Raw genomic sequence first — 21,418 nt, forward strand, 5'->3', positions numbered from 1 at the left:
GAACATGGCCCAGCAAGCTGATGGATCACGGCAGACACCTTCCTCCACGCCATCAGTCAGCGGGCCCGCGTCACCCTCCGCACCACCGCCGCGCCCCGGCATTTCACTTTCCACGCCCCCGCCCATAGCAGCGGTGGTCAAACCTCCCGCACTAGCGCGATGGTCGCGCTCACTATGGGTGGCCAGCTTCGTGGCGGGGATAGCCGTGGTGGCCACAGGCTTTCTGGGCCGTGATTCCCACTTCGAACGCTTGAAGGGGGTCATCGGAGGCATGGTTCCCGAGGGCGACGCCAATGCAGTGGAGGGGGCCACTGCGGTGGTGTTCCTGGGAAGCCTCGCCATGCTGGCCCTGGTGGTGGCCATGGAAGCGACCCTGCTGGCGGCCCTGTTTAGACGCCGCATCTGGGCGCGCTGGGCCTTGGCCCCGCTGGTCCTCCTGCACGCTGTGGTCACCGTCATCACCGCCGACTTCGTGGTGGCGCCCGGAGCCGATGGCGTCCTGACAACTGTGCTCTTGGCGGCCCAATTCATCCTGGCCGCTGCTGGCCTGATCCTGCTGTTTCTCCCATCCACCACCAGCTGGCTGCTGAGCGAACGGTTTTCTTAGCGGACGGCCGGAATTGCGGCCAACATCCCTTCGCAACTGCGCAGGACTACGCGGCATGCGTCCAGTGCGGCCGGCTCAGTGAGCGGGTTTTCCGCGATCAACCGCCAACGGTTAAAGGCGTTCCGTGCCGCCTCACTGATCTGCTCCGGGGTTGCCCCAGGATCCAAGCCCAACCTCAGCTGGGGGGTACTGCCGTGGCCGCCTACCAACTGCTCGGCTTCCGCAGACAACTCCGGGGTCAGGCTTAGTCCCGTCGTTCGCAGCGTCCCTAGGAGTTTCAACTCCCGGAACTCGTGCGCGCCAGCCTGAAGCCTCTCCAAGCCGGCTTCCAGCGGAAGCACGGTATCCCGCGGTGAACCGCGCAGGAGAGCCTCCAAACCCACGACGGCGGCACGGGTCTTGAGTGCGTCCGCCCGGGTCTGGAACAAAGAGGCGATGTTCTGGAGCAACTGGCCAAGTCCGCTGCGCCGTGCCAGCTCATGGGCCAGTTCCGTGGGATTGCTGATGCCGCCCCGGATCAATGCAACACCAAGGCGAATGCCGAAAAGGCCGAACCTTTGCACGAGGAACGCTTTTGCTTCCGGGGTCAGCCCAGCGGGTTCGCTGGCCCGGACAAAGAGGTCCGCTGACAGCATCAGCCTTTCCCGCTGGTTCCTGTCCATCAGCGCCAACACCTTCATGGCTTCAAAATCCGTTTGGCGCATGGCCCGCGAGCTTTGCGCCAGCAGGCCGGCAACCGGCACGACGCCCAGCGCAAGGGGCCTGAGGTTCTGGTCCCTGCTGTATCTATCAGCGATCACCGCGGCGGAGATGAGGGAGTCGATTCTTCCCGCACCGATCTCGTCGGCCCGGGACAGGACCGCCAACGCATTGACAGTCCCGGATTGACCCGCGGCGGTGTCCTTAAAGGACTCGAGGAACCTGACATCGGAGGCATGAAGATGCCGCATGAGATAGATGACAGCATCGGCGGCCATGGGGGCGTCCTCGGGTAGGAGGAATTCTGCGGAGCGCCCTGACACATCCTGAGACAAAGAGGCGATCCCCGGGGTATCGATCAGCGTCAGCTCCCTCAGGCTCGTTGCCGGCCAATCCACCACCAAGCGTTCCACGTCCTCAGGCCGGACATCGCCCAAGCTGAAAACCAGACGGCCATCCTCACGGGTAACCGGGAGGGCAAGCGGCTCCCCGATGACGGGATGGAGCGTAATCCTGGGCGTATGTCCGTACCGGTACCAGGTGACGATCCGTGTGCATTCCCCGGCATCGGTGGGCGCGATCTCTTCTCCGATGATCGCATTGAGAAGAGTGGATTTGCCGGCCTTGACCATACCGGCCACTGCTACCCGCAAAGGCCCTTCCAGCCTGCCCTCGAGCTCCTCCACCACCGCCAGCGCTACTGCGTCGTGCCGGAAGATCTCCCTTGCTTGCCGGAGCAGGTCAGATGCTCCGGCGATGCCCGAGTCCATCATCCTGCCGGGACCGCCGGCGTTGACGTGGTGGGTTGGGGCAGGGGGTCGGCCTGGGTGGTTGCGGGTGGCTCTTGGTGCAGTTGCTGCGCGGCCTTCGCCAGGGCGTCCACTGCTTTGAGCTGGTTCCGTATCTCTTTGATTCTCATGTCCCGTTCAACTGCGTACGTGGCTGCCGCTTTCTGTGCGGCCGCAACGGATTCTGTCAGGGAACGGTGGTGCTCTTCGGCGATCTCCGTGAAATGGTCGCGTGTGGCACGCTGGACCAGCCGCAGCCTGTCTTTGAGCTGCTTGCCCACTTGGAACACAACATCATCAACGTGCTTCCGTACCAGCACCTTCGCTTCGGACTGGCGTTGTTTCAGGCGCGCTTCTTTGTCTTCCCTATAGGCTTTCCGTCCCAGCATCAGGCCGGCCCCAACCGATAGCGGATTGATAAGGGCCATCCCAAAGATGCCCGTCAGGAGGCCGAACATCAGTACGCCTCCATAGGACCCGCGCATCCCGATCAGCACTTTCTGCAGCGGCCCGAGCCTGCCATCCTGCATCTCCTGGATGTCGGCTACAGGGTCCAGTACGCCGCCGGTGTCTGCCACTTTCAAGGCGGGGAGGGCCACCACTTCCTCTGAGAAGTGCTCCGCCACCTGGGTGGCCAACCATTGAGCACGCTCACTGGTCCACACGAAGGTATCCGAAACCGCCGCTGCCGTGCTCTGTTCCAGCCATTGCGTGAACTGCTCCCACGCGGGTCCAGGGTCGCCTTGATCAATGGCAGTTTCGGCCTCGCGTTGGATCCGGCGGAGCCTGTCCCTCAAGTCGTACTCCAGGTCGGCGATCAGGTCACCAATGCCATCATTAAGGGTGATCTGCCAACGGGCGGAGCGTTTGCGCAGCGAGTCCGCGTCCTCCTTCGCCGCGTTCAAGCCAGCGATCATTTGTGGTGTTCCTGCCGGGTTTTCCAAGGCTTCAAGTTCCGACTGCAAAGCCAGCCGAAGGTTTTCGGTGACAGACAAAAGGTCGTTGCTGACGGATCTGCGTTGCATCCTGGCCGCCCCGCCCACAATGTTGTTCCGCAAATGGCCGATCAGCGCGGGAAATCCTGATTCGGCGTTCAATTCCTGGTCCTGCAGCCGCGCCGCATGGAGCCGCAACTCCGAGGACACTGGAAAGAGTGGAATATCGGGCCCGACGCTGGCCAGGTGTCTTTGATCCAGCTCAGCGATTTGGCGCCAACTGGGATAAAGATCTGTCTTGGACAACACACACAGGACGTTCGGGCTGATGCGCATCGCTTGACTCAGGAACCGCATCTCCGGTTCGGTGTATTCCTGCGATGCATCGGAGACGAACACCATGGCGTGGGCCGATGGCAAGGCAGTCAACGTGGTCAGTGTGTGTGTTGAGCCCAGTCCGCCAACGCCAGGGGAATCGACGATCGTCAGTCCACCGCTCAGCAGCTTCCGGGGCAGTGACACTTCTGCGGCCACGATGTTCTTCGCGTTGCCCGGATTACCTTTCTCTGAGACGTATTCCGCGAGTTGATCCAGGTGGACGGGTTGCCTTTCCAAGCCGTTTTCGCGTCCTCCGGCATCTCCTTCGGCCTCCGGTCCGCTGCTTTGTTGGGCGGGAACGAGAACGACCGCCGACGCCGGGTCCCCGTGCCGCACAACTGTTGGGACGGCGGTGGCAATGTCGTCATCCACCGGGCAGACAGGTGCGTTCACCAGCGCGTTGATGAGCTGGCTCTTCCCTTGTTTGAACTCGCCCACCACGATCACACGGACACTGGGATCGCTGAGGCGGGTGAGGGTATTTTCCAGACGACGCCGGAGGTCGTTCCGGTCCCCTGCCAGCGCCATGCCCTGTTCCACCAAGATGGTCATGCGTCCTGTTTCCGTCACCGTCTGTCCTTTGTCCCTTGTTTTCCAGCGCCGCTCCAGTGAAGAGGCCACGAAGTGCCCGGCAAACGTTATGGCGTCTGCCGGGCACTGCTGGGGTTTTCGTAAATGTTGTGTCAAAAATTCTTTACGACGTTTGGACCTTCCTGGTGCTAGTCGATTTCCACATCGTTCTTGGCGACGACGATCGAATCATCAATGTCGTTGTATTCAACCTCAACGTCGAGTTCGTTGTCGGCGATGACGGTGTTGTCCTCGACGTTGGTGTATTCGAGTTCCAGCTCGTTGTCCTGGATGACCGTGGAGTCGTAGTTGACCTGCACGTCCTCGACGTCGATGTCGGTGGAGTTATCAACTTCCAGCTCGTTGTCCTGTACAACGATGGACTCGTTGATGAGCTGAACGTCTTCGACGTCCACATCCGTGGAGTTGTCGTTGAACGAATCGGTGACGTTCACGGAGTTGTCCGTGACGGAGTTGTCGGAATTATCCGAGTTGTCCGAGTTGTCCGAGTTGTCGTTGAACGAATCCGAGACATTGACCGAGTTGTCCGAGTTGTCCACGGAGTTGTCCGTGTTGAACGAGTCCTCGATGTCCACGTCAACATCAACATCGGTGTTGTAGGAGTCCTTGGTCACCGAATGATCGGAGTTGTCGTTGAACGAATCCTTGACCTCAATGTCCGTGTTGCCTACTTCAACATCACCGTCGCCGGACTCCGTAATGTTCACCGAGTTATCCGTTGAATGGTCATCGGTAGTGGTAGTCGTTGTAGTCGTGGTGGTGTTGCCCGAATTGCTGACGTCGTCGCCGGCAGCAATAGCGCCGTCGCCGGAGGCCACCACAGCGTCCTGGTTGAAGAGTTGCGTGACATCGCCGTCGGCCCAGATGTTCTGGTTCACCGACTGGTCAGTGATGGTGTCGCGGTCGTCGATGGTGGTGGTGTAAGAGTAATTGTTCACCACGTGGACCAGCTGCTGAACGGCATGTGCGTGGTCGTCCCAGTCGCCGCCACCGCCACCACCGTGACCGCCGTCGTGGCCACCGTGGTCACCGTGGTCGTCGTCGTGTCCACCCCAGCCGCCGCCACCGCCGCCACCACCGTGGCCGCCATGTCCGTGGTCGTCGTCGTCGTCGTGTCCACCCCAGCCGCCGCCACCGCCGCCACCACCGTGGCCGCCATGTCCGTTGTCATCGTCATCGTGGTCCGGGCGTCCGCCGCCACCGCCACCACCGTGGGGGTGATCATCGTCGTCACGGCCGCCCCAGGCACCCCCGCCACCGGTGGAAGCATGATTGCCGCCAGTGTTGTATTCGCGGTCGAACGAGGAACGGGCGCTGATGGGTGCGTAGTCCAGGACAACCGGACGAACGGCGTCGACGTCGGCCGACGAGACGTCACGCAAACCCGCTGCAGCGAGCGCAGCTTCCGGATCACGGACGAACTCTTCAGCGGCATCAGGATCATTGAACAGGCTCATCAGGAACTGCACGAGCTGTTGTGCGAGTGTAGGCATTGGAGTGCTCCCTCAAATTCTGTGGTGTGTGGTTGGCCCGGCGCCTTTGCCGGGCTTGAATTCAACGTATTGCCGGGCCGGGGGTCCGGGCATCGGGGGTGGTCCCCCTACCCAGTCACCCACCGTTAGGGGATGGCGGGGTTTCCCGTTAGGGGGTGAAGGGGTATGCCGCCTACGGAGGCGGGTACCCCTCCCCCAACGCCAGCCGTAGGCGGACCAAGAGTTCCGAACGGTTTTCCGCTCCCAGACGTCGCCGCATACGTGCCACGTGATGCTCCGCCGTGCGGGGAGAGATATAGATGGCCTCACCGATCTCCCGGTAGGTCTTGCCTTCAAGGATGAGTCGGCCCACTTCACGTTCCCGGGCGCTGAGCCCTGAGGTGTCGGGAGTTCCGGGACCACCATTGCCAAAGTCCATGACGGGTTGAGCTGTAGCGCTAGAGCGCGCGTCCTCTGGCCGTTGGGCCGCCCCGGCAGGCGGTGCTGCACTTTGGGGATGAATATCCCTGGCGCACGCCAGTAGTTTCACCATGTCACGTCGCTCATCCGCGTGCGCAGCGGCGTGGCCCGCCAAGCGCGCGCCCTCCCAAGGCATCCCGACGGCGGCCAACCCACGGGCCGCTGTTTCGACGTCGGACGCTTCAAAACGGCCTGCCAGGACGGAGACCCACGCCTTGCCGCCTGTGGCGAGCACGGACGCCAGATGGCTGTGTTCAGAGGCGCGCACGAGTGCTGCAGCGTGTGGTGCCAGTCCGGCGGGGTCTTCGCTGAGCAAAGCCGCCTGCACCGCCGCCCAGTGCAATGGAACGGACCACAAGGGCGGTTTGCCCAGCCTGCCCAGCAGCTCCCAGGCGTTGTCCAGGTAATGGCCAACCCTCCTTGATTCCCGAAGCCGGGCCGCGGTGATCATGAGTTCGCCCCACGGCAGGAGGCTGAAGAGATCCACGGACACATGCATCATCGCTTCGCGGGCTCTCTCCCAGGCAAGCACGAGCTCGTGCATGTCACTGCCGCGCCGGGCAAGGCCCACCTCCAGTGCCGCAAGCAAGAACCCATCCCTTGGTGCCAAGGACCAATGGTTGGCCTTGAGGGCCTCGTTGATGGCCAGGATGGCGTCATCGGCGTTGTCCTGTTGCATGGAGGACCACGCCCGCAACAGGAACAGCCGTGGTCGCGCTGCATCGCCCCCTTGACCAGCCGCCAGCGCTGCTTTGAGCACTGTGTCCGCCACCTCCGGCTCCCCGCTGTGGAGGGCGCATAAGGCTGCCAAGGCTCCGGGTGTTTCCGGAAGGGGGATGGTTGTGCCTGCCGCGTTCATCATGTCCGAGGCCCGGATGAGCTCAGGCAGTGCCAGTTCCGGGGCCGGCCCCAAGGTTCGGCGGAGACCCTCCTGGGTCAGTGACAAGGCCACTGCCAGGAGCGTCGGAGAACCGCTCGGCGGAGCAGCTGCCAGAAACTCTTCGGCGGCCGCGGCATTTCCCGTCCCGATCATGGCCACAGCAGCAAGGGGTGCCGAACCATCGATCCTGTTCGGCCCAAGCCAGCTGTAAGTATCGGCGCTCCGGGACAGCATTCCGCGCTGCGCCCAGACCGCCGAGGCTACGTCTACTCCCAGTCGCAGGTCCGGTGCCTTGGGCACCGCCAGGAGTCTGTCCGCGATTCTGCCTGCAGCATCCAAATCACCAGTCGCGGCAGCAGCCTGGGCGCGTCTTGCGGCCTTGGCGGCCTCGTCACCCCCGGCCAAAAGAGCTTCGGCGTAGAGCTCTGCAGCCAGCCGCGGGTCATTTTCCAGCGCTTCATCTGCGCAGCGTTCGAGCTCAGCCACCACGCGGGGATCCTTGAAACCCGTCCGCGCAAGGTCACGGGCCAGTTCCCCCAAATGCTGGCCGTCCTGAATGGTCTTGTCCACCAGCTCTTTTTGCATTGCACGGGTGCGGGCAGGTGGAGTTTCCTTCAGCAAGGCATACCGTGCCGTTGCTGCGTCCCAGGTATCGGTTGTCTCTGTGAGGGGGTGATCTTCTGCGCCGGGACCATAGTGGCCGGGCATATGGTCATGTCCCGTCATGGGTTAGACCGCCGAGAGCAGCGACGGATCCGCAGCGGGGCTGGTTTCCGTTGGTAACGGAGCCGGGTCAGGGACGGCCGGCGGTGTGGTCTCTTGCGGCAGTATTGGTTCCTGTGCCGGGGGTGGAGGGTCTTGGACCACCGTCGGCTCGGGCGCCGGCACGGTCGGTTCCGGCGTTGGGGGTGGAGTCACTGGGTCCGCGGGAGTACTCGGAGGTGTTGTCGGTTCTGTTACCGGTGGGGTGGTGGGCTCGGTCGTTGGCGGTGTTGTGGTCGGTGGCGGAGTCGGTCCGCTGGCGGCACCTCCTGTGGGATCAGGTGCAGGGGTCGCTGGCGGGGTCTGGGTACCTGGAGCCTGGGTACCCGGGGCCTGGGTACCCGGCGTCTGAGTACCCGGAGCCGGTGCAGCCGGTGGGGTGGACGCCCCCGGCGCAACCGGTGGGGTGGTGCCGGCCGCGCCGGTTCCCGTCCCGGCAGTGGTACCGGAGCCGGACCCGGCGCTTCCTGTACCACCGGTGCCCGCGCTGGTTGACCCGGGGTTCGTACCCTGAGTGTTTGCACCTTTGGCTGGCGCCTTTCCGTTGGATCCAGCCCTCGTGACGCCCGCCCTGGCGCTCGCTTCGAGACCGCCCGCCAGTCCTCCGACAACCGGGATCGAACCCCCTGCGCCTCCAGCGCCGTTGCCTTGGGCGCCGGGAGCCTGTGCCCCGGCTGCCTGAGCACCGCCGTCGCGCATGACATCCGCTGCCTGATTGCCGAACATGGTGGCCAGCAGTCCTGAGCCTGCGGGGCTTTGGGCCGCCGTGGCAGTCGCGATGGTCAGCGCGGCAGCGGCCGCAGCGGCTGCTGCCGCCATCCGCACGCGGGGCCGCGGGGCATGCCGGCCTGGTGTGGTCACACTGGATTTGGGGTGGTTGAATGCCGGAGCCCTGCCCGGGACGTGCGGCCTCCGCATCGCAGCCGCCGCGCTTGTTTTTACAGGCCCGGATGGCAAGGCTGCAGCGGCCGGAACTGAAGCGGCCGTGGCCGAGGCTGCCGCGGCATCCACTGCGTCCGCCCCCTGCGAGAGCAGGCCAGCGACAGCAGCGCCACGGCAGATAGACGATTTGGGATCGGCGTCAACGGCGATTGGACGGTCAAGTTCCACGGAAATCAGCTCTGCCACGAGTGGAATCCGGGAAGACCCGCCGATGAGCAGCACTGCGCTGAGATCCTGGGCTTGGAGGTTGATGGTTCTCAGGCTGCGTTGGAGGGCGTCCACGGTATCCCTGACAGGGGCCTCGATCATCGCCTCGAATTCGGAGCGGACCAGCCGCACCGACGTCTGGGTTCCGGGCAGGGATACGGCCACGCTGGCTTCGCTGTCCAGTGAGAGTGCCTCCTTGGCTTCCCGGCATTCCCGCCTCAACCGCGCCAGTGCAGCCAAGGTCTCGGGAGAGGCCGGGTCCATGGCCGGGCCGTCGCCAAGGTGACCCATGACGTGGCGCAGGACGGCGGCGTCGAAATCGGCGCCGCCCAGAGTTTCAATGCCGTCCGGACGGCCCAATAGCTCAAAGTTGCCCGCTCCGGCTTTGCGAAGGATTGCGGTGTCGAACGTACCGCCGCCGAGGTCGTACACCGCGATGATGCTGCCGTCCTCCACGCGCGTTTGGGAGGCGTAGTGCAGCGCAGCCGCTTCCGGCTCGCTGATCAGGGTGATGTCCTGCAGGCCTGCCATGGTGAGCGCTGCCAGGACCAGTGAGGTGCGGTGCTGACCCCACGCTGCAGGGTGGGTCATGATGATCGACGTCGGCGCGGTGCCCTCGCGCTCTTGGGCCTTATCCACCACCCATCGGGCCATGGTGGCGTACACGTCCTCTGGTGCCAGCCAGCTTTCGCCCACAGCGAGGGGAACGGAGTCACCTATGCGGCGCTTGAACTCCCGCACCATGCGTTGGGGGTCGTCCAGACCGCGACGTTCGGCGGCTTCTCCTACCAGCACCCGGCCGTCGCCGGCATAAAACAGCACCGAGGGCACGGCACTGCCATGCAATCCCAACGAGAGAATTTCAGGGGTTGGAGTGGGTCCTTGGCAGGGCTTGACAAGGGCTGCGGCGGTAAAACTTGTTCCGACATCGATGGCGAGAACATAGCTCATGGTTACCTCGAAAAGGTCACGGCGCGTCGCTAGCGGGCTGCATCACAAGCGGGTCCTGAACAAGGTAGCACCTGCCCCTGATGGGCAAAAGGCTTAGTTGCAACACCAAATTGTCATGATTGCTACACCGATTTGTCATACTCCGCGACCGTCATCCGCGTGCAGGAGCAAAGCCCCTGCTCAGAGGGCCAAAGCGGCAGGCCCCTCGGCCTAAAGCCCCGAGTAGGAGTGCAGACCGTTGAAAACGGTATTGACGAGCGTGAAGTTGATGATGACGCAGGCGTAGCCAACAATTGACAACCATGCGGCACGGGTTCCGGTCCAACCGCGTGTGGCCCGCGCATGCAGGTAGCCCGCGTAGACCACCCAGATCACAAAGGTCCACACTTCCTTGGGGTCCCAGCCCCAGAAGCGGCCCCAGGCTTTCTCAGCCCAGATCGCCCCGAACATGAGGGTAAACGTCCAGCCGATGAAAGCGATGGCGTTAATGCGGTAGGAGAGATTCTCAAGGCTCAAGGCGTTCGGAACCAGGCGCATGAAGCCCAACTTGTCCGCACGGCCGGCAGCCAGGTTCTTTTGGCGATGCGATTGCAGCAACTGCAGCACGGACATGGCAAACGTCAGGGTGAACAGTGCAGAGGACAGCACTGCGATGGAGACGTGGATGATCAACCAGTAACTCTGCAGCGCCGGAACCAAATGGCCCACTGGAGTCCAGAAAGCAGCCGAAGCCGCTACCAGCATGATGATGGCCAAGCCGATCACGAACGTGCCCAGGAAGCGGAGATCCCTACGGATGAGGACTACAAGGAAGACAGCCACTGCCACGAAAGCACCGGTGGTGAGGAACTCGTACATGTTGCCCCACGGCACGCGGCCTGCACCGAAGGCACGCGTCACCACACCCGCACCATGGATCAGCACACCCAGCACGGTCAGCGCGACGGCCACGCGGGCAGGAGCGCGGCGTTCGCCTGCGTACTTCATGTCACCGGCGGCGGTACCGCCCTCAACGGTGAGGCCCGACGTCGGACGCTCGGCGCGGCCAGCCGGCCCACCGGCGTCGGGACCTCCCAAACCTGCCGCGACACGGCCCGCAGCAACGCTCACCTTGTGGTCGGTGGTGCAGGCCGCAGCCTTCTGGTCCACGGCGCGGAGCATCTTGCTGCTCTTGGCCAGGTCCCAGGCAAAGGCGATGAACGCCACGGTGTACGTGCCGGCGGCCAACAGCATGAACAGCTCGCTGTACTGGCCCAGGGTTTCGTTGATGACGGGCATTACTGGTCCTTCGAGGTTGAGGAAGATCCTGCAGTTGTTGTAGCGGTGTCCGGCGTGGCCGGCGTTTCCGGGATGTTCCATTCCCGGGCAAAGATCTCGCGGAGGGCTGCTGCTTCACCGGCGAGGCGGTGGTCTTCACCGCGAGCCAGCAGGCCGTATTCCACCATGGTGCGGCCATCGGAGTGGGTTCCGGTGCGGACCCAGACACGGCGGCGGTTGATGTACAGCGACATGACCAAACCGGCGACTGCGAGGAAGCCGAAGATCAAGGCGTACAGCTGGCCGGGGTTGTGGTGGATGTCCACGCCGATGTACTTCTTGACGCCATCGAACGTGATGCTGCCCTTGCCTTCGGGCAGGTCCACGGTGGCTCCGGGCGTCAAGGTGATGCCGCCTGCAGCGAGGTCGCGGGCGTTGAGTGGTTTCAGGTCCTTGACGTCCAGCTCGAACACGTTCTGGGGCACGCCCTTGTCCAGGCCGAGGTCTCCGTAGAAGGAATTCAGGCTCAGCTGGGGGTTGAAGAGTTCCGGGGAAGCGCTGAACGAGGTGCCGGTCTCTGTAACGAACGCCGTCGGAAGGAAGAAGCCCACAAAGCCCAGCTGTTCCGGCTTGGCATCCGGGACCTTGATGACCACGGACGAGTAATAGTTGTCGCCCTGGACCTTGGCAATCACTGGCCCTTCGAAGGAGACGTTGCCCTCCCCATCGCGGATAGTGACCATGGGCGCGTAGCCGTTTCCGGTGAGATAAAGGCTGGTTCCTCCGAGGGAAACGGGGTCGTTGACCTTCAGTGTTTCCTTCTTGCCCGGCGCATCAGGGGTTTCCTTGGTGGTCACCTCAGCGGTGTAATCGATGGGCTGGCCGGCCTTGCCGGGAGACTCACCGCGATCGAACGTGGCCTCGAACTTGTCCAATTGCATGGAGTACGGCTGGAGTGAACTGCTCTGGAAGTTGGTACCCGGAGTGAATTGGTCATAGCCCACCAGGGTGTTGACGAACGTGTCGCCCTCCACCAGGATTCGCTGGCCGCTGTACCCGAAAAGGCCACCAATGGCCACGGACACCAGCACCCCGATCAATGAGGTGTGGAACACCAGGTTCCCCACTTCCTTCAGGAAGCCGCGCTCGGCACCCAAGGACGGCAGGTCGCCGTCGACGTCCCTGACTTCCACGCGGTAGCCGCGCTTCTTGAGCAGCCCGGCGGCATCGGTGACGGCCTTCGACGCCGGGATCCCGGCGTCGGCGGGCAGCGCCAGAGTGCCGTATTCCGGCAGGCGCGAAAGGCGCCTGGGAGTGCGCGGCGGCTGAGACTTCATGGCCTTGTAATGGGCAATGGCGCGGGGAGTAACGCAGCCGATCAAGGAAATGAACAGCAGGATGTAGATGGCCGAGAACCAGGCCGAGGAATAGACGTCGAACATCTGGAGGGCGTCCAGGAATGGGCCGGTTGTTGGGTTGTTCCTGATCCAGTCAGTAACCACCACCGGATTGGCCGGCCGCTGCGGAAACAGGGAACCCGGGACCGCGCCAACGGCCAGCAGGAGCAGCAGGAACAGAGCCGTGCGCATGCTGGTCAGTTGGGTCCAGGACCACCGGAGCATGCCCTTGAAACCAAGCGCGGGCAGGGCAGCCTCGGACTTGGCCTGCTGGAGTTTTCCGTCCGCTGTGTTCTCAGCGGCTGGTGACTTCTTCTTGGCTTTCACGGACTCGCTCATCAGATTGGCAACTTCACATCGTTTTGGAACCAGTACTGCAACTCGGTCACCCAGGCTCCCCACACTCCGGTGGCCATCAGGATGCCGAGCAAAATCAGAATGCCTCCGCCGATCCGCTGGATGGCCAGCCGATGCTTTCGGAAGAAGGACATGACTCCCATGCCCCGGCGTACAGCCAACGCAATCAGGAGGAACGGAATGCCAAGGCCAAGGCTGTAAACGAACGCCAGGAGGGCACCCTTGGCCGCCGACGAACCGCCGGACAAGCTCAGCAACTGTACCGCGGAGTACGTCGGACCAATGCAGGGCGCCCAACCCAAGCCGAACGTCAGCCCCAGGAGCGGAGCGCCCCACAAGCCTGCCGGCGGTTTGGCATGGATTTTCGCGTCCCGCTGGAGCCAGCCGAAACCACCCATGAACACCACGCCCATGATGATCACCAGAATGCCCAGCAGTTGAGTGATCCAGGCGTTTTGCGGACCCGTCAGCAACGTTCCAAGCTGCCCGAAAGCACCGCCCAAGAGGACAAAAATCACCGAGAATCCCAGGACGAACAGCCCGATTCCGGCCAGCATACGGCCTCGCCGCTGCTTTTGGAGGTCGACGCCGGTCAGTCCCGTGACGTAGCCAAGGTAACCAGGGACCAGCGGCAGGACGCACGGCGAAAGGAAGGAGACCAGCCCGGCCAGCAATGCCACCGGCACAGCCAGCAGCAGTGATCCGTTGAGGATCGTCTCGGCGAATGGACTGTTCATGGGTGCTACTCCGCCGCTGCGGAGGTGATGAGGGCCTTTAGGGTGCTCTTCTCAATCTCGCCCAGCACGCGGGAGGCAACCTTGCCTTCCTTGTCCAGGACCAGGGTGGTGGGAACCGCACCTGGAGGGACAATGCCGGACACGGACAGCAGCACTGCGCCGTCCTTGTCATCGAAGCTCGGGTAGGTGATGTTGAAGGTCTTGTCGAAGGCCTCAGCGGTGGCTTTTTCGTCACGAAGGTTAACGCCGAAGAACTGGACTCCCTGGTCCTTGAAGTCCTGGTGCAGGGCTTCAAGCTGGGGAGCTTCGATGCGACACGGAGCGCAGGCGGCAAACCAGAAGTTGAGCACGGTGACTTTGCCCTGGAGATCCTCAGGCTTGACGGTCTGTCCATTAAACAAAGTGCCCTTGAGCGCCACCGGAGCTGCGCGGTCAGCCTTCGCGAATTCCGTCACCGAGCCGTCGCCTGCCACGTAGTTCTTGTTATCGCCGGCCTTGGCCTGCTTGGCAAGGGACTCTTCCTGAGCGCATGCGGACAGGCCCATGGTCAGTCCTGCCAGGAGAACTCCACCGGCGGTCAGCACGCCGCGGCGTGAAAGATTGTTGTCCATGCCTCTATGCCCCCGGGGTGCTCGCCGCGCCGGGGAGCAGAACGGCAGCAGGCTCGGTGTATTCGACGCGCACGATCTTGCCGGCATCGTCCAAAGTCAAGGATGTCAGGGAGGTGAGGGTGCATTCACGCTTGCGGGGATCGTGCGCGAGGCGGCGGCCCTCAGCGGTCAAACGGGTTGACCAAATGGGAAGTTGGTGGCTCACCAGAATGGCTTCAGCGCCGTCGCCACCGAGCTCGATCGCCTTCACCCGTGCGTCTTCCACAGCCGCCAGAACGCGGGCCGCTTGCTCTTTGTAGGGCTCGCCCCAGGAAGGCCGCAGGGGATTCCGGAAGTAGAACCAGTGCTTGGGCTTGAGGAACTCGCTCTTGGTGGGATGGAGTCCCTCAAAGTGGTTCTCGGCTTCGATGATGCGAGGATCAGTGGTGATCTCCAGGTTCAGCGCCTCGGAGGTCGGCATGGCTGTTTCCTGGGCGCGGGTCAGCGGCGAGGCTACCAAATGCACAATCTTGGCACCTTCACTGGCGCGGGCCGTGAAGTGGTCCGCCAACATCCGGGCCATCTCCCGGCCACGCTCTGAGAGGTGGAATTCCGGCAGCCGGCCATAGAGGACGGCGTCGGGATTGTGGACCTCGCCATGGCGAAGCAGATGGACAGTTGCTTGGGGCATGTTTACCAGTTTCTCAAAGAAGCGGGGCGATCCGAAATCTTCTACCGCTAGTAGAACTCAAAGTTTTCCCGAAATGTTCCGTGGAGTTGGAATAAAAGATGCATATGCATGTTTATACTGGGTACGAAGCTCGGTTGACGCTTCAAGCAATGAGCTCGACCGGACAAGCACGCAGTACCCACCACTTGATATAGGAGCAACACCATGATGACTCTCCCCGCTTCCGTCACCACCGGCACCTGGACCCTCGACGCTTCCCACAGCGAAATCGGCTTCACCGTCCGCCACGCAGGCATCAGCAAGGTCCGCGGCCAGTTCAAGGACGCCACGGCCACCTTGGAAGTTGGCGAAACCCTGACCGATTCCAAGGTCACCGCCACCATCCAGACCGCCAGCTTCGACTCCGGCGACGTCAACCGCGACGGGCACGTCAAGGGCGAAGACTTCTTTGACGTAGAGAAGTTCCCGGAAATCACCTTCGTGTCCCGGCACGTCAAGGCCAACGGAAACAGCTTCGACCTCGTGGGCGATCTCACAATCAAGGGAGTGACCAAGGAAGTTTCCATCGAGACCGAATTCAACGGTGTAGCAGTGGACCCCTTTGGCAACACCCGCGCCGGCGTTTCCGGTGAAACCACCATCAGCCGCAAGGACTTCGGCCTTACCTGGAACGCCGTCCTCGAAGCCGGTGGCGTCCTGGTCAGCGACAAGGTTGTCATCAACCTGGAACTCGCTTTCATCGCACCGGCTGCCGCGTAGTCCTTCACCACCCGGCCGGCTACTCCCGGCCCGCGTCCGCAAACGGCGCCCTGCACAGTTCATTCTGTGGGGGCGCCGTTTCGCGTAGGGAGAAGTCACCTCGCAATTGTTCGGCAAAAGGCCTGTATTTAGCTGCGCGTTAGCTCCGAATTTCCTATGCATCCTTCAACCTGCGGTCTAAAGTGATGCCATGAGTACCCCAGACGAAACACCACAGCCACAGCAGCCCGGCGCTCAGCCTCCGCAGCCCGGCACTGTTCCTCCTGCGGGTCCCCAACCTCCGCAGCGCGGCGACGTCCCTCCCTCCGGCTACCAACCGCCCCAGGGTTACCAGCCACCGCAGGGTTACCAGCCGCCGTCGCAACCCGGCCAATACTCACAGCCCGGACCGGCCCAGCCCGCACCCGGCCAGCCGGGTTTCCACTTTGAAATGCCCACTGACGGACCGCGAAACTTCAACGACGTCATGCCCCAGGGCGGCTTCTCGGGAATGTTCAAAACCCAGGGCCTGCCAACGGAGCTGAAGGTCTCCTACTTCATCTGGGTGATCTCCGGACTCCTGGGATTGTTGTTTGGCCTCATCGCCTTCTTCGCGGTGATCGCCGCCTTCGCGTTCGCTCCAGGATTCGCTGCCATCGCACTGATCCTCCTTCTGCTCACCCTGGCCGTCTCTGCCGCCCAGGTGGTCCTGGCCATGAAGATGAAGGAAGGCAAAGAGTGGGCACGCCTCGCCCTGACCATCCTGGCCGGCATCTCCCTCCTGCTGGCAATCTTCGGTGCAGCGAGTGGCGGCGGCTCAGGGATGGGCCTGGGTGGCAACTGGTTCGGCTTCCTGGTCAGCGCCGTAGCCGTGGTACTGATGTGGCTACCTAATTCACAGCTGTGGTTCAAGGCGGTCAAGGGCCACGCCTGACACGTACCCAGCTGCCGCCGTCGGGCGTTTTCGACGCAAATGCAGGCTGAAGGCCGCGGTTGAATCCCCAGGGATCCCGCGGCCTTCATCATGAAGGCGTAAGCCCACATGATGATTTTTCCCGTCAGCTTGAAATACCTGCGTGTGATCGTCTGCAGCGCAAGGACCTGGAGGTACGGTGGTAGCAGAACCACGCTGGGGGCAGGGTCGTTTTGCTGATCCCGGCGGCCGCACCAGCAGTCGAACAAGCAAAGGAATGCCATGAGCAACCCTCCGTACCCACCGTCAAACCCGGGCGACACTAACCAGCCCGGCACAAACGGCTCCCAGCCCCCGGCGCCGCAGTACGACCAGCAGTCCCCCGCCGCGCCGCAGTACGGCCAGCAGTCCCCCGCCGCGCCGCAGTATGGCCAGCCAGCCGCGCCGCAGTATGGTCAGCAGTCCCCCGCCGCACCGCAATACGGTCAGCAGGGCTCCCCGTATGGTCAGCCTCCCGCAGCTCCGCAGTACGGCCAGGACACCAACTGGCCAAGCCAGCAGCCCGGACCCACCACCGTCCCGCAGATGGTCAATTACGCCTTCTGGATGATCATCGCCGCCGGAGTTCTATCCGCCATCAGCTCGATTATTCTGGCCACCACCGGTGCGGATGCCTTCATCAATGCCATGAACCAGCAGGCGGCCCAGCAGGGTACCGATTTGCCTGAAGGGTCCATGGAAGGCATGCGTGGCGTCATTGGCGTCAGTGCCATCGTGGGTGCCTTTATTTCCCTGGGCCTCTACGCACTGGTTGCCTTCCCTGTCCGGAAGGGCAAGAACTGGGCAAGGATCCTGGGCACGGTCTTCGCTGCCATTTCTGTTCTGGGCCTCACCAGCTTGTTCCAGTTCGGTGCCACCTACGGCGTCCTGCAGCTCATTGTGATCCTGCTGGGTGTTGCCGCGATCGTTCTGCTGTACCTGCCGGCGTCGGCGCCGTACTTCCGCAAGGCACAGCCTTTCGGCAACCCGTACCAGAATCCGTACGGGCGCTAAACACCCACGCTTCCGAGCAGTACACGCGGGCGCGGACCCGGCGAAGGCTAAACAGCCTGGCCCGGTGTCTGCGCCCGCTGTGCGTGGTAGGCAAGGATCTGTAGCTCGGTTGCCATGTCCACCTTGCGGAGGTTGACGTGCGGCGGGACCTGCAGCAGTACCGGGGCGAAGCTGAGGATGCTCCGGATGCCTGCGGCAATGACGCGGTCGCACACGGCTTGGGCCACCGTGGCAGGCAGGGCCAGCACCACCATGTTGGTGTGGGTCCGTTCCAGGACCCGTTCCAGCTCGGCTGAGTCACTGACCCGCAACCAACCCACTTCATTGCCGATCACCATGGGGTCAGCGTCGAAAATGGCTACGACGTCGAAGCCTCGGGACTCGAAGCCGCCGTACCGGGCGAGGGCTTTGCCGAGGTTGCCGGCGCCCACAATCGCCACCTTCCAGTCGTGGGTCAGCCCCAAGGCTGCTGCTATGTGGCGGCTCAGGTTCTGGACTTCGTAACCTACGCCGCGGGTCCCGTAGGAACCAACGTAGGAAAGGTCTTTGCGGAGCGTGGATGAGCTAACGCCCGAGGCTTCCGCCAGTGCTTCAGAGGAAACCCGTTCAACGCCTTCGGCCAGAAGAGAGTTGAGCGCACGCAAATAGAGGGTCATCCGGGCCACGGCCGCGGGCGGGATCTGCTTGGCGGCAGGCTCATTGTCTCCGGTTGTGGCTTCCGGGGACGGTTCCAGCGCAGTCACGGTATTCTCCATTGCGTCGCTTTGTTGTTCCACTCTATGACCCTCGGGCGGACTCAACAAAAGCCATTACCTGCGGGTAACCCCACCCTCAGCCCTCCAGGACTTTCTTCAAGGTCCGGGTAAGTCGCTGCTCGTCGATCTTCCAGAAATCGCGCTGGATACCGTCCACCAGCACCACCGGGATCTCCTCTGCGAACCGCTCCTGCAGTTGGGGGTCGCCGTCAATCTTCTGCTCGGTCCACTGAACGCCAAGACTTTTTGTGACACGCTCGACGGCGGCACGAGCCTCCGTGCAGAGGTGGCAGTCAGCTTTGGTGAGGAGAACGACGTCGGGAATAGCCATGTCTCAAAGGTACCGGCCCCACGCTCTCTCACATCCCACCCCCTTCCGGCCGTCCCTCTCTCACATCCCATGCCCGTCCCGCCAACGCTCTCTCACATCCCATGCCCGTCCGGCCAACGCTCTCTCACATCCCATGCCGTGGGTGACGCCACCGTGCGTCCTCAACACTGGCCCCGGTGATTGACTAGACTCAAAGCATGCCCGAGGAGAAGAACGCCGCCGTGGTCGCAGATGCCTTGGTGCAGCAGGACGCCGTACAGAGGGACGCGACCAAAAAGGACATGGCGCGGAAGTACGCTGGCGAGGCCGCTTTTTTCGATGTCGACAATACGTTGATGAAAGGTGCCAGCCTCTTCCACGTGGCTCGCAAAATGTATGAGCGCAAAGCGTTCACTCTTTCGCAGGCCGCCGGATTCGCCTGGAAGCAATTCAAGTTCGTCATGCGCGGCGAGAACATGGAAGATGTCCATTCGGTGCGTGACTCCGCGCTGACACTTGCTGCGGGCATTACGGTCGAGGACATCAAGGCCTTGGGCGAAGAGGTTTACGACGAAATGATCGAGTCGCGGATCTGGCCCGGAACCAAGGCGCTGGCCGACCAACACCTCCGGGTGGGCCGTAAAGTGTGGCTCGTGACTGCCACGCCCATCGAAGTGGCCACAGTCATCTCCACCCGGCTCGGTCTGACCGGCGCCCTGGGCACCGTGGGCGAGGTGGACGACGGCGTGTACACGGGGAAGCTTGTAGGCGACATCCTGCACGGACCTGCCAAGGCGATCGCTGTCCAAATCGTTGCAGATCGCGAAGGGCTGGACCTGGACCATTGCTGGGCTTACAGCGACTCCGCCAATGACATTCCCTTGCTCACCATGGTGGGACATCCAGTGGTCATCAACCCGGATGCAAAGCTGCGCCGGCATGCGCGTGAAAACAATTGGCCCGTTTACGATTTCCGTTCCGGACGCCGCGCCGCAACATTCGGCCTCAAAGCCGCGACCGTCGGCGGAGCCGTCTACGGTCTATGGCGCGGATTCGCGAAATTCCGCGGCCCCCACGTCTAACGCTCTCTCACATCACGCGCGCCTAAACCCAACGCTCTCTCACATCACGCGCGCCTAAACCCAACGCTCTCTCACATCACGCGCGCCTAAACCCAACGCTCTCTCACATCACGCGCGGGCCTCACACAGCCTGTGGATAACTTCCGGTGCCTTCAACGTATCTGGGCAAGAATGCCGGTATGAAGAACTTCACGCCGATTCCTCCGCAACTGACGGTTGCACCCTTCACTCTCGACGAGGCCGAGGTTGCGGGCCTCAAGCGATCGCACCTAAGGAACCGAACCAAGATTGATGGCGTTAGCCGAGGTGTTTATCGACCTTCCGACTGGAATTTCGACCTGTCAGCGGCTGCAAGAGCGCTCTCAGCTGCAACTCCTGGCGCTTGGATTTCACATGTAACGGCCGCGAGGCTACATGGATCCTGTCTTCCGCCTTGGTTGTCGGACTCCAACGAATTGCATCTCAGCAAGCCGAGGCATCTCCCTTCAGTTCGGCGCAAGGGAGTGATCGGGCACACGGTAGTCGCCTCCGAGGACGAGATCGAGTTTGTCCGTGGCATCTGGATCAGCACTCGATCGCGGACTTGGTTGGATCTCGCAAGACGCCTTCCGGTCCCCGACCTCGTCTGCATGGGCGACGAACTCATCCGAACTCCCAGGCTGGAGTTCGAAGAACGCGATACACCATTCACTACACTTGAGGCGCTCCGCAAAATGGTGGATAGGCACAAGAATCTCCAGGGTGTGGTTCGGGCAAGAGAAGCACTCGACCTCGTGCGCGTGGGCGCCGACTCCGCACCCGAGTCGCTACTCCGCTTGGCGATGCTGGACGCTGGTATTCCCGAACCGGAGCTGCAGGTACAGCTCCGGCCGGGCGACCCGTTCTCCCCGTCCGCGGACCTGGGCTTCCGCGATCGGCGAGTAGCGATACAGTACGACGGCGGCCATCACCTTGAGCAGGAACAGATATTTAGCGACCGGCGACGCGACAAAGCATTCGAAGCAGCAGGTTGGACGGTCCTCAAGTTCGGAAAAGATGACCTGGCGGACCATTTTTCATCAGCCATTGGGAAGATTAAACGCGCTCTGAGATCAGCCTGGCAGGATCCCGCCGTCAGCTCAGGCTTTTCCCGCAGGACCTGAGAGAGCGACCGGAAAAACCCCGCGGGACGTGAGAGAGCGACCGGAAAAACCCCGCAGGATGTGAGAGAGCGACGGGGGTGCAAAAATGCCCGCCACCTCGAGAGGCAACGGGCATTCACGCTTGATGAAGTATCTCTACTTCTTATTGCGGCGCTGGTGGCGAGTCTTACGAAGCAGCTTGCGGTGCTTCTTCTTGGCCATACGCTTGCGGCGCTTCTTAATAACTGAACCCACGAAAGTTCCTTACAAACTAGAAGTTCCTGTCTGTTGGAACCGATCCGCGGAAGCAGACAGTACAACTGACAGATTCTTACATTGACGTAAAACGTTCCTTAACAGAGTACCGCTTCAAAGAGGCACCCTGTGACCACGGTCCGGAGGACGGACTGCGGCAAGTCTCAGGCGGTCTCGGATTGTCCGTCCACCACAGCACCCTTGAGGTACTGGGCAACAGCCTCTTCGGGAACCCGGAAGGAACGGCCGAACCTTACAGCGGGCATCTCTCCGGAGTGAACCAGGCGGTACACGGTCATTTTGGAAACGCGCAGGACGTCGGCCACCTCGGCCACCGTCATGAAACGCGCATTCGAGAAGTTAGTCTCCGCGGACATTTCCCATATTCCTTTGCTCTCAGACGATAGGACACCCCCAGTGGAACGGTGTGCCGATGCTGAGCCATCAAACAACCATGTGCTAGATACTCT

At 62.5% G+C, this 21,418-nt stretch carries 20 protein-coding genes; 6 read left to right on the plus strand and 14 right to left on the minus strand.

Features of this window, described 5'->3' with window-relative positions; translation table 11 throughout:
* The first annotated feature begins 4 nt into the window (after positions 1-4).
* Entirely contained in the window at positions 5-607 is a 603-nt protein-coding gene (locus tag MOD31_RS04990; protein ID WP_166841789.1) for a hypothetical protein, read from the plus strand.
* Here MOD31_RS04990 and MOD31_RS04995 read toward each other — a convergent pair.
* The 10 genes from MOD31_RS04995 to MOD31_RS05040 form a co-directional block, all read right to left on the minus strand.
* Positions 604-2,079 (minus strand): dynamin family protein, encoded by a 1,476-nt coding sequence (locus tag MOD31_RS04995; RefSeq protein WP_250820026.1) that lies wholly within the window; start codon positions 2,077-2,079, stop codon positions 604-606. The two genes, MOD31_RS04990 and MOD31_RS04995, sit on opposite strands and share 4 nt — an antisense overlap.
* Positions 2,076-3,977, minus strand: a complete 1,902-nt coding sequence (locus tag MOD31_RS05000) for a dynamin family protein (RefSeq protein WP_250820027.1) — start codon at positions 3,975-3,977, stop codon at positions 2,076-2,078. The genes MOD31_RS04995 and MOD31_RS05000 overlap by 4 nt, the downstream gene beginning before the upstream one ends.
* A gap of 149 nt (positions 3,978-4,126) precedes the next feature.
* Positions 4,127-5,491: an IniB N-terminal domain-containing protein gene (locus MOD31_RS05005; RefSeq protein WP_250820028.1), complete on the minus strand. Its 1,365-nt coding sequence runs from the start codon at positions 5,489-5,491 to the stop codon at positions 4,127-4,129.
* A gap of 172 nt (positions 5,492-5,663) precedes the next feature.
* Positions 5,664-7,556 (minus strand): LuxR C-terminal-related transcriptional regulator, encoded by a 1,893-nt coding sequence (locus MOD31_RS05010; protein WP_250820029.1) that lies wholly within the window; start codon positions 7,554-7,556, stop codon positions 5,664-5,666.
* A gap of 3 nt (positions 7,557-7,559) precedes the next feature.
* Positions 7,560-9,692, minus strand: coding sequence for an Hsp70 family protein (locus MOD31_RS05015; RefSeq protein WP_250820030.1), 2,133 nt, complete (start codon positions 9,690-9,692; stop codon positions 7,560-7,562).
* 210 nt (positions 9,693-9,902) lie between these two features.
* Positions 9,903-10,970: a c-type cytochrome biogenesis protein CcsB gene (ccsB, locus tag MOD31_RS05020; protein ID WP_250820031.1), complete on the minus strand. Its 1,068-nt coding sequence runs from the start codon at positions 10,968-10,970 to the stop codon at positions 9,903-9,905.
* Positions 10,970-12,685 carry a cytochrome c biogenesis protein ResB gene (locus tag MOD31_RS05025; protein ID WP_142938099.1) on the minus strand — a complete coding sequence of 572 codons (1,716 nt, stop codon included), beginning with the start codon at positions 12,683-12,685 and terminating at the stop codon, positions 10,970-10,972. The genes ccsB and MOD31_RS05025 overlap by 1 nt, the downstream gene beginning before the upstream one ends.
* Entirely contained in the window at positions 12,685-13,440 is a 756-nt protein-coding gene (locus MOD31_RS05030; RefSeq protein WP_166841796.1) for a cytochrome c biogenesis CcdA family protein, read from the minus strand. Before MOD31_RS05030 ends, MOD31_RS05025 begins: the two co-directional genes overlap by 1 nt.
* A gap of 5 nt (positions 13,441-13,445) precedes the next feature.
* Positions 13,446-14,051: a TlpA disulfide reductase family protein gene (locus MOD31_RS05035; RefSeq protein WP_250820032.1), complete on the minus strand. Its 606-nt coding sequence runs from the start codon at positions 14,049-14,051 to the stop codon at positions 13,446-13,448.
* Between the two features lie 4 nt (positions 14,052-14,055).
* The gene (locus MOD31_RS05040; protein ID WP_250820033.1) at positions 14,056-14,721 is read right to left on the minus strand and encodes a histidine phosphatase family protein; all 666 of its coding nucleotides are present in this window, start codon (positions 14,719-14,721) and stop codon (positions 14,056-14,058) included.
* 207 nt (positions 14,722-14,928) lie between these two features.
* Between MOD31_RS05040 and MOD31_RS05045 the strand changes: the two genes are divergently transcribed.
* From MOD31_RS05045 to MOD31_RS05055, 3 genes are all read left to right on the plus strand, one after another.
* Positions 14,929-15,480 (plus strand): YceI family protein, encoded by a 552-nt coding sequence (locus MOD31_RS05045; protein WP_024817916.1) that lies wholly within the window; start codon positions 14,929-14,931, stop codon positions 15,478-15,480.
* A gap of 190 nt (positions 15,481-15,670) precedes the next feature.
* Entirely contained in the window at positions 15,671-16,393 is a 723-nt protein-coding gene (locus MOD31_RS05050; RefSeq protein WP_250820069.1) for a hypothetical protein, read from the plus strand.
* Positions 16,394-16,654: 261 nt separating this feature from the next.
* Positions 16,655-17,425 carry a hypothetical protein gene (locus MOD31_RS05055; RefSeq protein ID WP_250820034.1) on the plus strand — a complete coding sequence of 257 codons (771 nt, stop codon included), beginning with the start codon at positions 16,655-16,657 and terminating at the stop codon, positions 17,423-17,425.
* Positions 17,426-17,472: 47 nt separating this feature from the next.
* On the opposite strand, the gene MOD31_RS05060 is transcribed toward MOD31_RS05055, so the two are convergent.
* Positions 17,473-18,180 carry a redox-sensing transcriptional repressor Rex gene (locus MOD31_RS05060; protein WP_142938094.1) on the minus strand — a complete coding sequence of 236 codons (708 nt, stop codon included), beginning with the start codon at positions 18,178-18,180 and terminating at the stop codon, positions 17,473-17,475.
* A 76-nt stretch (positions 18,181-18,256) separates the two neighbouring features.
* Entirely contained in the window at positions 18,257-18,511 is a 255-nt protein-coding gene (locus MOD31_RS05065) for a glutaredoxin family protein (RefSeq protein ID WP_142938093.1), read from the minus strand.
* A gap of 197 nt (positions 18,512-18,708) precedes the next feature.
* Between MOD31_RS05065 and MOD31_RS05070 the strand changes: the two genes are divergently transcribed.
* Together MOD31_RS05070 and MOD31_RS05075 are read left to right on the plus strand one after the other, a co-directional pair.
* Entirely contained in the window at positions 18,709-19,572 is an 864-nt protein-coding gene (locus MOD31_RS05070) for an HAD family phosphatase (protein ID WP_250820035.1), read from the plus strand.
* Between the two features lie 179 nt (positions 19,573-19,751).
* Positions 19,752-20,714 carry a DUF559 domain-containing protein gene (locus tag MOD31_RS05075; protein WP_250820036.1) on the plus strand — a complete coding sequence of 321 codons (963 nt, stop codon included), beginning with the start codon at positions 19,752-19,754 and terminating at the stop codon, positions 20,712-20,714.
* 135 nt (positions 20,715-20,849) lie between these two features.
* On the opposite strand, the gene MOD31_RS05080 is transcribed toward MOD31_RS05075, so the two are convergent.
* Both MOD31_RS05080 and MOD31_RS05085 read right to left on the minus strand, forming a co-directional pair.
* Positions 20,850-20,948: a 30S ribosomal protein bS22 gene (locus MOD31_RS05080; protein ID WP_003792170.1), complete on the minus strand. Its 99-nt coding sequence runs from the start codon at positions 20,946-20,948 to the stop codon at positions 20,850-20,852.
* Positions 20,949-21,112: 164 nt separating this feature from the next.
* The gene (locus MOD31_RS05085) at positions 21,113-21,325 is read right to left on the minus strand and encodes a helix-turn-helix domain-containing protein (protein WP_017199160.1); all 213 of its coding nucleotides are present in this window, start codon (positions 21,323-21,325) and stop codon (positions 21,113-21,115) included.
* Positions 21,326-21,418 lie beyond the last annotated feature (93 nt).

Source organism: Paenarthrobacter sp. TYUT067 (assembly GCF_023656375.1).
Taxonomy (GTDB): Bacteria; Actinomycetota; Actinomycetes; order Actinomycetales; family Micrococcaceae; genus Arthrobacter.